At 46.0% G+C, this 16,092-nt stretch carries 14 protein-coding genes; 12 read left to right on the top strand and 2 right to left on the bottom strand.

The features are described 5' to 3' along the window. Positions 1-72: 72 nt before the first annotated feature. The 6 genes from NSS87_RS03360 (at position 73) to corA (ending at position 6,475) form a co-directional block, all read left to right on the top strand. A complete protein-coding gene (locus NSS87_RS03360; RefSeq protein ID WP_042184770.1) occupies positions 73-849 on the top strand; it encodes a class III extradiol ring-cleavage dioxygenase in 777 nt (258 codons plus the stop codon). A gap of 243 nt (positions 850-1,092) precedes the next feature. Continuing rightward, on the top strand, positions 1,093-2,190 hold the full coding sequence (locus NSS87_RS03365; protein WP_339244729.1) for a DUF3048 domain-containing protein: 1,098 nt from the start codon (positions 1,093-1,095) through the stop codon (positions 2,188-2,190). Positions 2,191-2,392: 202 nt separating this feature from the next. After that, a complete protein-coding gene (locus NSS87_RS03370; protein WP_042184774.1) occupies positions 2,393-3,010 on the top strand; it encodes a DUF47 family protein in 618 nt (205 codons plus the stop codon). A gap of 13 nt (positions 3,011-3,023) precedes the next feature. Beyond that, on the top strand, positions 3,024-4,016 hold the full coding sequence (locus tag NSS87_RS03375) for an inorganic phosphate transporter (RefSeq protein WP_042184776.1): 993 nt from the start codon (positions 3,024-3,026) through the stop codon (positions 4,014-4,016). A 31-nt stretch (positions 4,017-4,047) separates the two neighbouring features. Then, complete coding sequence (locus tag NSS87_RS03380) at positions 4,048-4,377, top strand: hypothetical protein (protein WP_339244733.1); 330 nt, start codon at positions 4,048-4,050, stop codon at positions 4,375-4,377. A 1,138-nt stretch (positions 4,378-5,515) separates the two neighbouring features. Beyond that, a complete protein-coding gene (gene corA, locus NSS87_RS03385) occupies positions 5,516-6,475 on the top strand; it encodes a magnesium/cobalt transporter CorA (protein WP_042184779.1) in 960 nt (319 codons plus the stop codon). A 16-nt stretch (positions 6,476-6,491) separates the two neighbouring features. On the opposite strand, the gene NSS87_RS03390 is transcribed toward corA, so the two are convergent. Next, positions 6,492-7,061, bottom strand: coding sequence for a tyrosine protein kinase (locus NSS87_RS03390; RefSeq protein WP_339244736.1), 570 nt, complete (start codon positions 7,059-7,061; stop codon positions 6,492-6,494). A 430-nt stretch (positions 7,062-7,491) separates the two neighbouring features. Between NSS87_RS03390 and NSS87_RS03395 the strand changes: the two genes are divergently transcribed. The 4 genes from NSS87_RS03395 to rlmD all read left to right on the top strand — a co-directional run bounded on the left by NSS87_RS03395 (position 7,492) and on the right by rlmD (position 11,268). Continuing rightward, a complete protein-coding gene (locus tag NSS87_RS03395; protein ID WP_019913624.1) occupies positions 7,492-7,782 on the top strand; it encodes a YerC/YecD family TrpR-related protein in 291 nt (96 codons plus the stop codon). Positions 7,783-7,785: 3 nt separating this feature from the next. Continuing rightward, positions 7,786-8,556 (top strand): CbiX/SirB N-terminal domain-containing protein, encoded by a 771-nt coding sequence (locus NSS87_RS03400; RefSeq protein WP_339244740.1) that lies wholly within the window; start codon positions 7,786-7,788, stop codon positions 8,554-8,556. Positions 8,557-8,785: 229 nt separating this feature from the next. Continuing rightward, positions 8,786-9,676 (top strand): diacylglycerol kinase, encoded by an 891-nt coding sequence (locus NSS87_RS03405; RefSeq protein ID WP_042184783.1) that lies wholly within the window; start codon positions 8,786-8,788, stop codon positions 9,674-9,676. A gap of 107 nt (positions 9,677-9,783) precedes the next feature. Beyond that, positions 9,784-11,268 carry a 23S rRNA (uracil(1939)-C(5))-methyltransferase RlmD gene (rlmD, locus tag NSS87_RS03410; RefSeq protein ID WP_339244742.1) on the top strand — a complete coding sequence of 495 codons (1,485 nt, stop codon included), beginning with the start codon at positions 9,784-9,786 and terminating at the stop codon, positions 11,266-11,268. Positions 11,269-11,498: 230 nt separating this feature from the next. Here rlmD and NSS87_RS03415 read toward each other — a convergent pair whose 3' ends face one another. Further along, complete coding sequence (locus NSS87_RS03415) at positions 11,499-13,289, bottom strand: flavocytochrome c (protein ID WP_339244744.1); 1,791 nt, start codon at positions 13,287-13,289, stop codon at positions 11,499-11,501. Between the two features lie 272 nt (positions 13,290-13,561). Here NSS87_RS03415 and NSS87_RS03420 point away from each other — a divergent pair, with 272 nt between their 5' ends. Together NSS87_RS03420 and NSS87_RS03425 are read left to right on the top strand one after the other, a co-directional pair. Then, positions 13,562-15,151 carry a sensor histidine kinase gene (locus NSS87_RS03420; protein WP_339244747.1) on the top strand — a complete coding sequence of 530 codons (1,590 nt, stop codon included), beginning with the start codon at positions 13,562-13,564 and terminating at the stop codon, positions 15,149-15,151. Then, the gene (locus NSS87_RS03425; RefSeq protein ID WP_339244750.1) at positions 15,126-15,908 is read left to right on the top strand and encodes a response regulator; all 783 of its coding nucleotides are present in this window, start codon (positions 15,126-15,128) and stop codon (positions 15,906-15,908) included. The genes NSS87_RS03420 and NSS87_RS03425 overlap by 26 nt, the downstream gene beginning before the upstream one ends. Positions 15,909-16,092: the final 184 nt, after the last annotated feature.

Consider the following 16,092-nt stretch of genomic DNA (forward strand, 5'->3'; position numbering starts at 1 on the left):
CTCGCAATAACTTGAAATTAGCGGTAAAATAAAGATGCACACCATATACTGGGTTATGGAGGTTGGCATCCTATGAAATTACCGTCATTTTTTATCGCGCACGGTTCTCCGCTCCTCGCACTGGAGGATAACGAGTATACCCGTTTTCTGGAGCGGCTTGGTCAAGAACTAGAAGCACCACGGGGTATAGTAGTATTCTCAGCGCACTGGGATAGCCCAGAACAGCTACTCACCATGGATGAGAAGCACGAAACACAACACGACTTCTACGGATTCCCTGAAGAAATGTATACGCTGACCTATCCAGCCCCAGGCGATCCAGCTCTAACCAAGCGGATTTCCGAGCTCTTTAAGGGTAACAATCTTTCACATCAGCCCGTTCTGGGGCGAGGACTCGATCACGGAGTCTGGGTAATACTGAAAAAAATGTTTCCGAAAGCCGATATTCCGGTAGTCGCTTTATCCGTCGATTCACTACGTTCTCCCAAAGAACAGTACAATATCGGGCGGATGTTAGCCCCTCTGCGTGACGAAGGCATACTGCTGATAGGAAGCGGTGGACTTGTTCACAATTTGCGGATGCTTAATGAAAGTGATCAGCCTGAAGAGTGGGCGCTTGAATTCGATGCGTGGATTGCCAAGGGGTTAGAATCTTGGGATTTACCTTCACTGTTTGCTTATGAGAAAAAAGCTCCGCATGTTCGTGATGCGGTTCCATCTTACGGAAGAGAGCATTTCGCACCTCTCTTTTATGCGATGGGAACAGCGGATGGCAGCAGGAAGGCAGAGCGAATATTTCAAGCGTATCAATATGGGACATTAAGCCTCAATTGCTGGAAGCTAGACTAAATGGATAAGATACACGCAGGGTACAGCCGGAGATCGGCTGTGCCCTTTTTTTTAAAAAAAGAAAGTAAAAGTTTCACGCTATGCATTATCCTTATATTTCTCGCTTAAACGTATATCGTCCTAATAAGGACGCTGAAGTCGATTACACTTGATGCAAGCGGATCAAGACAAATGGGACTGGCTGTGATTAAATGGAAGAAACCAGTTAAGATACATAAAACGTTTAGGAGGAACTACAAGCTTATGAAAGTAAACTGCTCTTCTTCCCGTCTATTATCTGCCCTTGTACTAAGTACCCTATTGCTCTCCGCTTGCGGAACAGAGAGTGCAAATAATGTAATTGCCCCGACACAGCAACCTACAGCAGATCCCGCGCCTATTGAAACGATCCAGCCATCGCCTACTGCAGATCCATCTGCTGAACTCGTTTCCGGGTTAACAGGTCTTCCCGTTTCTGAAAACAGTCTCCCACGTCCCTTAGCTGTTATGATTAATAATGCTCCAGCGGCCCGGCCACAATCGGGGGTAAGTGAAGCGGATATTTTATATGAGGTTCTTGCTGAAGGTGGCATTACGCGGTTGATTGGTATTTTTCAAAGTCATACCGGAGTGGTCAAAATCGGACCGATTCGCAGTATTCGCCCTTATCTGCTCGATATTGGCGAGAGCTACGGTGGTGTGACGGTGCATGCCGGGGGGAGCCCCGCGGCTTATGCCATTTTGCAAAAAGAGAAAAAAGCAGATATGGACGAAATCGGTCGTGCCGGAGCCTATTTCTGGCGGGACAAAGCACGTAAAGCCCCCCATAATCTCTATAGTAATGCAGCGAAGCTGCGGGAAGGCGCCGAGAAGCTGGGTTATGAGAAAAGTGTGAAGGTGCCAGGGTATCTTTTTAACAATCCAGATTACATACCGGCAGGCGGAGAACAGGCCGCTGAGTTTAGCGTAAACTTCTTACTTAAAAGCTATAAAATTGACTATAAATACGATACTCAGCTCCAGACCTATCAGCGTTACGTGAATGGTAAACCACATTTGGATCTGAATAACAATAAGCCAGTAGAAGCTGCAAATGTGATGGTGATGGGTTCCGATCATAAAGTGCTTGATGATGTTGGAAGACTTCAGGTTGATGTGGAGCTTGGTGGTGAAGCGCTGCTCTTTCAGCGTGGACAGGTCACAAAGGGCAGATGGTCGCGTGAGCCAGGTGATGTGATTCGGTTTGTGAAGGATGGTAAAGAAGAGCTAATGTATCCAGGAATCACCCATATTTTGGTCGTCCCTAATGCACCTTCATTTAGCAGTCATGTGGTATATGGCGGAGCAGATAGTGCAACCTAAGAAAGTCGGAATATCCAGTGTTATACAGATTTGTGTTCGGAATTATGGGTAAGTGTTAATAGAGTGTAAAAAAGTTCATTTCTATAGCTTCTATACCTTCTACGGATATGTTAAGATAACAAGGGTTGTCATTCATTTTCATGCTTTTTACATATGGGTGACTCTGTACTCACGGTAATATTATGTAAAGGGGTTTAAAACAATGAAGTTGAGAAAAAAGGACATATTCTTTGAGACGCTGGAAAATATGGCGGATACCATTGTCCAAGCTGCAGATTATTTTGCTCAGAATATCACTGATCTCCAGAATAATGTCGATAGTTTCGCTGCAGAGATGAAGAAGTACGAATCCCAATGTGATACTTACACGCACACCGTAATTAAGGAATTGAACAAGACGTTCATTACGCCACTTGAGCGTGACGACATTATGGACTTGATTACAAGCATGGATGATGTCATTGATGGCTTGGAGGCATCTGCCTCACGTTTCTATATGTACAACCTTCTTGACCCGGATGAATACATTGTACAATTTGCCGAAATCCTTCGTCAGTGTGCTTATGAAATCCAAAAAGCGGTTCATTTGCTTTCCCAGAAGAAGCTGCTGGCCATTCGTGAATATACGATCCGTTTGAATGACCTTGAGAATCAAGGGGACGAAGTCCTTCGTATTTGTACCAAAGCTCTATTTGAAACCGTTAAGGACCCGATTGAGCTGATTAAGCGCAAGGAATTATATGAGCGACTCGAGACCACTACAGATAAATGTGAAGATGTAGCCAACATGTTGGAATCGATCATCATGCGCAACTCATAAGGGGTACTAGAATATGGAAACATCGATATGGATTCTTGGAATTGTTATATTTCTCGCGCTTGCGTTTGACTTTATTAATGGTTTCCATGATACGGCCAACGCGATTGCTACCTCTGTCTCTACACGTGCGTTAAAACCTCGAACAGCTATTATTATGGCGGCACTGATGAACTTTGTCGGAGCTTTGATGTTTACAGGTGTAGCTAAGAAAATTGGCGGAAGTATCACAGACCCCACGTTGTTGGAAAATGGTCTGGATATCATAATAGCCACGCTGATTGCTGCGATTATTTGGAATTTGATCACCTGGTGGCTCGGAATTCCGTCCTCCTCCTCTCATGCACTGATCGGCGCTTTGGCTGGTGCAGTATATGTGGGTGCAGGTTCGTCGCATATTAACTGGGGCGGATTTGTGGAAATTGTCGAGGGCTTGATCTTCTCGCCAATTATTGCATTTGTTATCGGTTATATCATCATGACAGTCCTGAAATGGATTTTTGCAAAGCGTAGTCCACATACGGTTAATAAGGGCTTCCGTTCCATGCAGGTTGTGACGGCGGCATTACAGTCGTTTACTCATGGTACGAATGATGCGCAGAAGGCGATGGGGATCATTACCTTTGCCCTCGTTACATCAGGACGCCAAGAGACTATGGATGTAATCCCTCTATGGGTTAAGGTTGCTGCGGCTACGGCTATGGCACTCGGTACCTCCATTGGTGGTTGGAAGATTATCAAGACCATGGGTACGAAGATTTTCAAAATCGAGCCGATCAACGGCTTCGCGGCCGATATTTCCGCGGCTTCCGTTATTTTCTCGGCAACACTGCTTCATTTGCCAGTCAGCTCCACACATGCGATCACTTCAGCGATCCTGGGTGTTGGCTCCGCAAAACGCTTCTCTGCCGTGAAATGGGGAGTAGCTGGACGTATTGTAGTTACCTGGTTTATTACGATTCCAATCAGTGCGGTATTAGCCGGTCTGATTTTCAAAATCATTTTTTAAATCCCTTTAATAAAAAGATGTCAGTTAGCCTTTGGCTGCGGACATCTTTTTTTGTTGTTTGGGTGGTGAGGGGGAGAACGGTATAAATCCCGTAGAATTGACGGGATTTGGCGATTGGAGGGGAAAGAGCGGTATAAATCCCGTAAAAATGACGGAATTGGGCGATTGGAGGAGGAAAGAACGGTATAAATCCCGTAGAAATGGTGGAATTGGGCGATTGGAGGAGAAAGAACGGTATAAATCCCGTGGAAATGGTGGAATTGGACGATTGGAGGGCAAAGAGTGGTATAAATCCCGTAGAAATGACGGGATTCGGCGATTGGAGGGGAAAGAGCGGTATAAATCCCGTAGAATTAGCTAAGTTACGTCGAAGAAGCATAAAGAGGGGCATAAATACCCCAGAATTGGTGAAATAGCGTCGAAAAAGCATAAAGAGGGGTATAAATGCCCCTGAATTGGCGAAATAGCGTCGAAGAAGTAGAAAGAGGGGTATAAATACCCCAGAATTGGTGAAATAGCGTCGAAGAAGTAGAAAGAGGGGTATAAATACCCCAGAAATGGTGAAATAGCGTCGAAGAAGTAGAAAGAGGGGTATAAATACCCCAGAATTGGTGAAATAGCGTCGAAGAAGTAGAAAGAGGGGCATAAATACCCCAGAAATGGTGAAATAGCGTCGTATAAGCATAAAAAGGGGTATAAATGCCCCTGAATTGGTGAAATAGCGTCGTATAAGCATGAAGAGGGGTATAAATACCCCAGAATTGGTGAAATAGCGTCGAAGAAGCATAAAGAGGGGTATAAATGCCCCTGAATTGGCGAAATATCTTCGTATAAGCATAAAGAGTGGTATAAATGCCCCGGATTTGCAGAGTCTAGCTCGTACAACCGAGAGTGGTTAAAGCTTGGATAAGGTGCGTATGAGCTTATGTCTGGACGTAGCTATTTGTGCATCTGTCGAATCTAGGCGGCGGTTAGAATTTAAACTAACTAATCCTTAAACAAATCACTTGATACGATTTGATTAAATTAAATACGGTGACAACCCAACCCAACCCAACCCAACCCAACCCAACCCAACCCAACCCAACCCAACCCAACCCAACCCAACCCAACCCAACCCAACCCAACCCAACCCAACCCAACCCAACCCAACCCAACCCAACCCAACCCAACCCAACCCAACCCAACCCAACCCAACCCAACCCAACCCAACCCAACCCAACCCAACCCAACCCAACCCAACCTATCTACTCTATCCATTCTATCCCCGCCATCTGAGGAGCATCGTTATATACACAATGAGCTGAATAATCAGAGGGAGAAGAGGATGAACGAAACTTACTAAAGAGTATTCCATCCTTTCCGGAATGGGACGCTATTGAATAATGGAGCCTCAGAGCTACGACTTCTCGGTTGAGATTCTTTTTTGTTATTTTTGGAAGACTCCTCTTCTTGCGGTACAATAGATGCGTGGAAGAAGATGAAGCGGAGGAACATTTATGATACGTACACTTGCGGTGACGCATACAGGTGAGGTGCTGACAGACATACCTCTGCAGGATATCCGGCGGGAGGATTATGCATGGATATGGGCAGATTTTGCTACACCTACGGCAGAGGAGACATTGCTGCTGGATCACTATTTTCATTTTCACCCTTTGGCGATTGAGGACTGTATGCATGTGCTACAGCGGCCGAAGCTGGATCATTATGAGGAAGTGCAGTTTTTTGTGCTGCATGCGCTGAATGAAGAGACGCTGGATGCTGAAGAGATTGACCTTTTTTTGAGTGCGAATTACCTTGTGTCCTATCATCATCAGGAAAAAACAGAGATGAATGAAGCTTGGGAGCAGGTGAAGCGTGAAATACATAGTCGTAAAGGCTGGTCGGGTGGTCCGATGGCGGCTGCATATACTGTAATGGACAAGCTGGTAGATAAGTATTTTCCATGCCTCTACAGTTTAGAGGACGAGCTTGCGGATCTGGAGAGCAATGGCGGCAGTGAGTCGGTGGAGGATTTGATGAGCCAAGTGTTTAATGTGCGCGGAAGGCTGCTCAAGATGCGGCGGACGATTGTGCCGATGCGCGATTTGATGTACCGGATCGTGAATTCGCAGCATGTCCAGAGCAACGGTGAGGAACGGATTTATTTTGGCGATATCTATGACCATTTGTTAAAACTGTCGGATATGATTGAGGCGGATCGAGAAATGACTGCGGATCTACGTGACAGCTACATTTCTCTTAACTCCAACCGGATGAATTCGATCATGAAAACACTAACAGTAATCACCACCGTATTCATGCCGCTGACGCTGATCGCCGGAATTTATGGGATGAACTTCGTGGTGATGCCTGAACTCGAATGGAAGTATGGGTATTTTGGCGTTCTGCTGTTTATGCTGGTGGTGGGCGTTAGCATGTTCAGATGGTTCCGGCGTAGTGGATGGTTTAAGTAAAAATAAAACGTCACCGCTATTTGCGGCGACGTTTTCCGGTAGGGGGAGTAGAGCGCCGGCGTGTGTTTGTAGTAGATTTACGACGCCCAGAGGTGGAGCGTCTTTTTTTGCGCCGACTCGGACTGAACATTGCGGCATCCTCTTCGGCTGCCAGTGCGCCTGCTGCTCCTTTTCCTTTGCCGAAGCTACCCATGAAGAGCTTAACCATCGGAGCCATCTGCTGGAAGCCGGACATCACCTTCTGCACTTTACCCATGGAGTTTACGATCCCGTCGATACCGCCCATTCGGTCGATGATACCTTTGATTTGCTCCATATTCCCGCCGATTCCGCCCCCGCCGCCTAAACCGCCTAAGCCGCTAAGCAATCCGGCAAGCCCGCCGCTTGCCTTTGTTGTAGCTTCAGCAGCAGGAAGCGCTAGAGCTGTTTCAGTGGCAGCTTCTGCTCCTAAAGCGGGAAGGATTCCGCTCTCTCCTGGGGGGGATGAAGGCGCATATGGACTGAGCCCGGGGTAAGCAGATGCATTATAAGTATCGGTCAGTGAACGCTGGTTCCGGCGGGAATGATTATAGTAATGATCAGGCATAATATCACATTCCTTTGTTAGTGGTTTGCTATACTGTATGTCATGGGCGAACATACGGTATAGACGAATGCCCGGGTTACCCGTGATAGGAGCGGAAAAGGGCGAATGCCTATAATCGTCTTTAAGAAGTGAAAAAAGCGTGTACATGCTTGATTTTCGGCGCTTATGTAGTACTATAGTGTAGGTGCTATTTCTTATGTAGGAAGAAACAAACGTAGTTTGATACATATTGAGTGTGCGCCACGGGTGGACGTTTGTCCATCGATTTCACTCTTTACAGCGTGAAATCGTTAATGCTTGAAAAATGCGCTCCAGTGCAATATAGTAAAGGCAGGATAGTCGCATGAGGTTTATGTTTCCGGAGCTAGTTTTGTACGGAGCTTAATTAGAGAAACTAATGCTGATAGAACTTTTAGGGGATGAAAAGCTGATGCAACTTAAGAAGTTGAATGATAAAAGTATCGACCAATTATTTGAAGCTATTTTAACGTTAAAAAATATGGAAGAATGTTACGTGTTCTTTGATGATTTGTGCACTGTGAACGAGATTCAATCGCTGTCGCAGCGACTGGAAGTAGCGCGTATGCTCGGCAAAGGCTCCACCTACAACCAGATCGAAGCTGAGACGGGCGCAAGCACAGCTACGATTTCCCGTGTAAAACGTTGCCTGAACTACGGCAATGACGGATATAAATTAACGCTGGAACGTTTGGGACGCTAATTTATGGTACCGGGCGTACTTATTATCAGTCATGGCTCTCGCGATAAGGCTTGGGTTTCAATCGTAGAGGAAGCCGTAAGCGGATTATCGCTAGGTGAAGAGATTCCTGTTGTGGTCTCTTTTTTAGAGCTGGTAGAGGGCCGTCTGATTCAAGATGGAATAAATGAGCTGGAACACGCAGGGATCACAGATATTATTGTGATCCCATTGTTCGTTTCCTCAGGAAGCACACATGTCGATGAGATAGAATATGCACTTGGCGCCAAACCTGAGCCTGAACGTGAGACGGATTTAGCGCTGTTCTCAGTGAAGGCTAAAGTTCACTACGGTTATCCTATCGACGATGATCCGGACATCGCTGTAATGATCTGGGACAAGCTACGTGAGCTGTCTACGGAACCGAAGCGAGAGACGATTTTGCTTGTGGGTCATGGCAGTGTATATGATGGCTTCCGTCAGCGCTGGCAGCAAGGCATATCTTCGCTGGCGGGACGTGTACGTGAGGTAAGTGGCGTAGCGGCGGCCGACTATGGTCTGCTGAGTCCAGATAGTGTAAGAAGCAAGGTAGAGTATTGGCAGGAGCAGGGTCACGAGGTTCTGGTGGCGCCGCTTTTTTTGAGTGAAGGCTATTTTACTAAGCATGTGGTTCCTAACAGACTTAAAGGGTTAACCTATAAGTATTCTGGTCAAACGCTTCTGCCCCACCCCCTTCTTCCGCATTGGATTGAGAGACAGGTAGAGACACTCCTCGAACAGATTCGAATGAAACGATAAAGTACCTACCCTTGAGCACACTTAATCATAAAAAAAGTGCCCACATCCGTGGATAATACGGGTTTTGTTGCATACACATATAAATAGTTGTTTTTCTCTAAACTCAGTGTCATTAATTGCTGTATAATGGAATATTTGCATGAAAGGGCCTTTAACATTGATTGTAGTGGTCCGAATTAGGTATAATCAATTAGGTTATTCTATTATAAAAACAGGTGGCGTTCCGGTAATGAAAACTGCGAGATTGATTTATAATCCCACTTCTGGACGGGAAGAAATGAAGAAGCGGCTCGCCGATATTTTGGACCGGCTGGATATTGGTGGCATTGAAGCTACCTGCCATGCAACAACCGGAGAAGGCGATGCTATGCTAGCTGCTGCAGATGCAGTAGAACGCGGTTATGATTTGATCATAGCAGCCGGTGGCGATGGCACTTTAAATGAGGTTATAAATGGTATGGCGGAGAAGCCTAATCTTCCCCCGCTCGGCGTTTTGCCGCTTGGTACTACTAATGATTTTGCACGTGCAATGGGGATCCCGAAGAACTGGGAAGATTCCTGTGATCTGATCATTCGCCAAGAGACACGTCCGATTGATATCGGTAAGGCAAATGACCGTTATTTTATTAATATAGCAGGCGGCGGTAGTCTAACCGAACTGACATATGAAGTTCCTAGTAAGCTGAAGACCATGATTGGGCAGCTTGCGTACTATTTAAAAGGTATTGAAAAAATGGTCAGCCTATCTCCTCAGGAACTAATCATTCGTGCCAATGGGCAGGAAGTTATTCATGATGAGTTTATGCTGTTCCTGATTGCAAATACGAATTCTGTTGGCGGCTTCGAAAAGCTTGCTCCCGGCGCTCGGATCGATGACGGTCTGTTAGACGTTATAGCGGTTAAAAAATGTAACCTGGCAGAGTTTGTCCGTTTGGTCAGATTGGCTCTTCGCGGCGAGCATTTGAATGATAAGAAGGTTATTTATTTCCGTACGGATGCGATGGATGTAATCTCTCCAGGACATGTCCAATTGAACTTGGACGGCGAACTGGGTGGAGAATTGCCAGGGCGATTCCGGATTTTGCCACAGCATTTGCGGATTTTTGCTGAAAATAACTAAGCTAAAAGCGATTTAAGATTATAACGGGATATATAGTTATGATAATGATTGAAGGCATTTAATTGGGTTTTTACAGCGATGATAATGAAAGAAGTGAACTATAAATAATGAGTAAACACCGCAGTGGACGCAGCACCAGCCGCCCAGTCGGCAAGGCGCCTGTCGCCGGACTGCCTGTGAATAAAAATGATGAGGTTATGCTCGATATTATCGGCATGACCCATGAAGGTGAAGGGGTAGGCCGCGTAGAAGGCTTTACCCTTTTTGTGCAGGGAGCTCTTCCCGGAGAGAAGGTCCGGGCAAAGGTGCTCAAGACCAAGAAGCAGTATGGCTACGCCAAGCTGCTGAATTTAGTAGAGGCGAGCAGCGCCCGCATCGCGGCGCCCTGTGAGATCTATGACCAATGCGGCGGCTGTCAGCTGCAGCATATGGACTATGCGGCTCAGCTGGCGTGGAAACGGCAGCTGGTGGTGGACAACCTGGAGCGGATTGGGAAGCTCCAGGTGAGTGGTGGTGGCGGAGACGCTGGAACGGATCAGGCAGCGGGCATTCTCGTCCGCCCAACACTGGGCATGGACGAGCCTTGGCGTTATCGCAACAAGGCTCAGGTGCCAATCGGCGTAACGGAAGGTGGCCTTGTGGGTGGCTTTTACGCGCGGGGAAGTCACCGGATCATCGATATGGAAACATGCTTGATTCAGCATGAAGATAACGATGACGTTGTGCGCAAGGTGAAAGAAATCGGACGGAAGCGCGGCATTACTGCTTACGACGAAGAATCCGGCAAAGGCTTACTGCGTCATGTCGTAGTAAAGAAAGCCTTCCGTACTGGTGAGATGATGGTCGTACTCGTCACTAATGGCGAACGCATCCCACATCTGGACGAATGGATCACTGAGATCCGCCGTGAAATCCCAGCTGTTACAAGCATCTGCCAGAACGTGAATACTAAACAGACGAACGTAATCTTCGGTGATACAACGCGTACCCTTTGGGGGAACGATGTTATTTACGATTATATCGGCGATGTGAAATTCGCGATTTCTGCCCGTTCTTTTTATCAGGTTAACCCGGCTCAAACTGAAGTTCTTTACGGTAAGACGGTAGAGTATGCAGGACTTACGGGAAACGAGACTGTTATAGATGCTTATTGCGGTATCGGGACGATTTCATTGTTCCTTGCACAGCATGCTAAACAGGTCTACGGTGTAGAGATCGTACGTGAAGCGATTGAGGATGCACGGGCGAACGCCACTTTGAACGGTATGGATAATGTAGTGTTTGAGGTAGGCGCATCTGAGGATGTAATCCCTAACTGGAAAGAGCAGGGGATTACGGCAGATGTTATCGTGGTCGATCCTCCGCGTAAGGGCTGCGATTCACGACTTTTGGAGACGATTCTGGCGATGAAGCCGGAACGTGTGGTGTATGTGTCTTGTAATCCGTCGACACTGGCAAGAGACTTGCGGGTGCTCGAAGATGGCGGGTATAAGACAGTGGAGGTAACTCCGGTGGACATGTTCCCGCATACGGTGCATGTGGAGTCGGTAGCTTTGTTGGTGAGGAACCCTTGTCAAGTAGACACTAAATAATTGGACAATATTAATTCCACTAACGGAGAACGATAAAATAGCAGAGAGTTAGACGAGCGTAGCCCCTAGGCTCCACCATAAAAAACCGCCCTGTTCGCAATGTTGCTTACAGGGCGGTTTGCTATGTCATAGAGGGCAGCTTGAAAGTTAGCAGTCAACCTGCACTCAACAAACTATCTTGCATTTTTTTAAGGCTAACTTATTAATAGAGCAGTTACACAAACATAAGATTACTCTGCTACAACTTGTTTACCTGCAATCCGGCCGAATGTGAAGATATCAGCGATGGCATTACCGCCAAGACGGTTTGCACCATGAATGACCCCTGTTACTTCACCTGCAGCGAACAGCCCAGGGATGACTTCGCCTTTTTCATTCAATACGCGAGTCTTCTCGTCGATCACCAATCCGCCCATTGTATGGTGAACGGATGGTACAGCTTTTTCAATGTAGTAAGGGCCTTTTTCAAGAGATTTCAATCCACCGCGATGTTTGAAATCAAGGTCTTTACCTGTTTTCGCATAATCATTTACTTTATTAATCGTTTCTTTCAAAGTGTTCACGTCAATTTTAAAGAAATCAGCCGCCTCTTCAATCGTATCGGCTTTAAAGAGCAAGCCTTGTTTAACGAGTTGATCGTATTCGTCTTTATGAACTTCGATCGTTTTACCAATATCCTCAATGCCTTGATTCCATAATTGATACGTATATCCGCCCGTTTGGGCAAGAATTGCTTTAGAAATAACGTCACGACGTTCTAATTCCTCAACGAAGCGCTTGCCTTCTTGGTTAATCAGGATCGCACCATCGAAGCGGGAGTCTGCAACCAGGGAAATAACACCTGTCTCAGGATTACAGATTGGATACGTTTGAATACTCTCCATGTTTGTCAGTTTGGCGCCAATCGTTTCTGCCATAACGATACCATCACCTGTAGATCCTGGTGTATCGGTAGACATATATTTTTCATCCATTTTAGGATTATATTTTTTACGCATCTCTACATTGGATCCAAAACCACCGGTAGCGATGATGACGCCTTTGTTCGCATGGAATGTGATCTTGTCGCCAGTACCTGAAGTCGCAGTTACACCTGTTATTTTGCCGCTTTCGTCCTTCAGCAAGGTTTCGGCTTTCATATTCGTTTTGATCGTGATTTGATCAGCGTCTGTTTTGGCTTTTAACTTAGTAATCAATTCAACACCTGTATGACCTACAGGAATCAACGCACGTTTTCTGGAATGGCCTCCAAATTGGAACAGATGATCAGGTAAGAACTCTACCTTGATCTCATCGCGCAGCCATTCGGCAGATGTTAGAGCATTGTCGGCAAGAATACGAACCATCTTTGGATCCCCGAGGTTGTCTCCTCCTTTCATCGTATCATTATAGAACAATTCAGCCGTGTCATCTGTGATGCCTAGAGCACGTTCAACCCAGTTGTCCGGCGCATTCATCTCACCACCGGAGATCAATGTGTTGCCGCCAACAGCTGGCATTTTCTCGAGCAGAACTACATTAGCTCCAGCGCTGTTCGCTTCGATAGCCGCACTAAAGCCAGCACCCCCGGCACCGATGACGACAACATCATAGGTTTGCTCGGCTTCTTCTTTGTCTTTGTTTCCACTGACTGCAGCGCCAGCGACAAGGGTAAGTCCAGACTTCGTAATTGCATCTTGAATGGCTTCGAGATATCCTTTGCTTGTAACCGTAGATCCGCTAATGGCATCAACTTTTGCGCTGTTAGTTGCCATGACATCTTGCTTGAGCTGCGTATAAACAGGTTCTGCAAGTACTTCATTTTCCTTATGCTCTGTTACTTTAATGTCAGTGATCTTGTTATCTAATAAGGAAACTTGTACTTTAATATCGCCATGTTTACCTTGCCCAACTCCTTCAAAGACTTGAACTCCGTTTGCATCTGCAGCGGGTGCTGCATCTTTACCGCCGCAGGCAGCAAGCGTGAACATAAGACTGAGGACTAGTAGAATAGATAACAGCTTTTTCGTGTGAGTTCGCATAATATCTCCTTCATTCTGTTGTGAATTGGTTACATACACTAGGGAGAGGAAGATTTGCTAGGCAAATCCCTTATCTCTAGCCTAGACATGAATGTTATTTCATGTGAAAATATGCACAATACCTATTATAGATTTAGTACAGCATTATGTATTTGCACAGATTAGCGTTTTTTTGTCTTTTTCGGGCATGTAAGAAACGGATATTGTGAAGGGCTATGATTACAATGAAATCAATTCACTTAAAAATTACGTTAATCGCAGGAGGCTGCTTCTTGCTGCTGTTCGTTGCATTGCTTGTAACAATATATTTGGAGATGAACCATACGGTTGTCCCTTTGAATAAGAACTTAACGCAGCAAGTGGTTAATGCACGCAGCGACCAGATTGATTATTGGTTTAATCAGCGCATTGGAGAGATAGACATGCTTGCTTCTCTAGCTTCGGACCATCAGTGGACACGAGATGAATTGCTGCAAGAGATCGATAAGTTCGAGGTGAAGAAGCAAGTAGAGTACGAATCCATACGCGTGGTGGATATTCACGGAAATTCCTGGTCAGCAAGGGACAAGCCTTTTTCGATACTAAACCGACCCTACTATCGAAAACAACTGCTAAATTCAGATTCCAATTATGTGGTGAGTAATCCGATCGTATCCAAAGCGAATGCAGTTGAAATCGTCGTCATTCTCTATCGCGTGAATCCATCGGTGAATGATGAAGTAGCTTATATTGCCGCAGCCGTCTCCGTCAAGAAGATGAAGGAGATTGCTCAAGATGTAATGCTATATGACCAGTCAGGCCAGCTTATCATCGATTGCAGAGAGCTGGGTGAAGGAGATGGAGCGGAGGATGCAGCAGATAAGAAGAACATGAGTGTATTTGAGGCTCCAATTCAAAATGTGGAAGGCTGGAAGCTAGTACTCGAAGTACCGAATTCAAGTCTATCGCTAGCGGTGATCAAAACCCAGCGGACTGCATTGCTGGTAGGCGTTCTTATCGGTAGTGCGTTTATCGTCTTTCTGATGCTGCTTGCTTCTTCCATTATTCGTCCAATTCAGTCGCTTCGCCAGGTAATGGAAAATGTGCAGAACGGCAACCAAACCATACGAGCAGATGTTACGCGCTCGGATGAGATCGGCGATCTTGGGCGAAGCTTCAATGACATGCTTGTTCAATTATACGCTGTGGAGCAGGACCGAAAGGAGATGGAACTCAGACTGATTCATGAGCAGATCAAGCCGCATTTTTTATACAACACATTGGATACGATCCAGTGGATGGCAACGGAACATGGAGCAGACAATGTGGTGGAGATGGTGGAAGCGCTTAGCGCGTATTTTCGATTAGGGCTTGGCACAGGCAGTCCCTACATTCTGCTTGATCAGGAGTTGTACCATGTCGAGAGTTATCTTCATATTCAAGGCGTACGATATGAGGAGATTCTGGACTACGAGCTTCGATATGATGAAAAGCTTGCTCAGTGCCAAGTCGTTCGCTTCATGCTGCAGCCGTTGGTAGAAAATGCGATTTATCACGGGATTAAGCCACTTGGGGATCAAAAGTGCAAAATTTCGATCACAGCATATAAACAGGTCGATTATTTGGTCATTAAGGTTGAAAATAATGGGGTTATGATTCCTGAAGAGAAGCTTGAACAGATGAATCAAGCCCTTCTTGATGATAAATATGATCGTTCTGCCACAGGCTTTGGGCTATACAGTGTAAACCATCGCATTCGACTAGCTTACGGGGTGCCATATGGCCTTGCAGTGAAGAGCGAAGATGGCATTACCGTTATGGTCATTCGAATACCTTTGGACGGGGAGTGGAATGAAGATGTGGAAGATTGTCATCGTCGATGATGAAACGATCATTCGCAAAGGCTTGCGACAATACATTGAGGAGAGTCCGTATCTTTTTGAGGTTGCAGGAGAAGCGAAAAGTGCAAACGAAGCATTGAATATGGTGGAGGAAGCCCCACCACATGTATGTCTTGTGGACATCAACATGCCGAATATGAATGGGCTCGATCTGATGAATATATTGCGCGAACGCTGTCCGTCGGTTCTGGTTGTCATCATCAGCGGCTACGATAACTTTGAATATGCGCGTCAAGCCGTGCAACTGCAAGCATTCGATTATGTATTGAAACCTGTGCCGAAGAGTGATCTGAACAAGCTGCTTCATCGGATCGATGAGCATCTTCAGGCAAAATATCCTTTGCATTCACATGAAAGCAGGGTGGATAAGGAGCTGGGGCTTCCCGGGTATACAGGGGATGGAACAGTGCTTATCCAAAAAGTGATCGAGTATATTGACAGTCATTATCAGGATCCGGAGCTGTCTATTACTAGAGTAGCAGCGCTATTTCATATCAACCAAACCTATCTTAGCAAGCGTATGAAGCAAGAAATCGGTGCTTCATTCCTTGACTATGTCACCGAGCTCCGGATATCGAAGGCGAAGGAGATTCTGGATGACGTAATGCCGAATATCAAAATCGGGGATCTGGCCGTGAAGGTAGGGTATAAGAGCCAGTACTATTTTAGTCGTGTGTTCAAAAATAGAGTCGGCTCAAGCCCCTTAGAGTACAAAAAGCATCCGTTCGGTTATGGATAGGGCATCAATTTAGTAGAACGCCGCAGTAATTAGGCGCCACCATATATAAACACGACGCAGCCTCGAGGGGTTGCGTTTTTTATGTGGCGGATTGTTTAGAGGACATTGATAGAAAATAGGTAGGACCTTAGGAGGTAAGCGCTATCTTTATACCTATAAAAACGCGACGTGAAGGCCTTCATGT

It is taken from the genome of Paenibacillus sp. FSL F4-0243 (assembly GCF_037963295.1).
Classification (GTDB): domain Bacteria; phylum Bacillota; class Bacilli; order Paenibacillales; family Paenibacillaceae; genus Paenibacillus_AQ.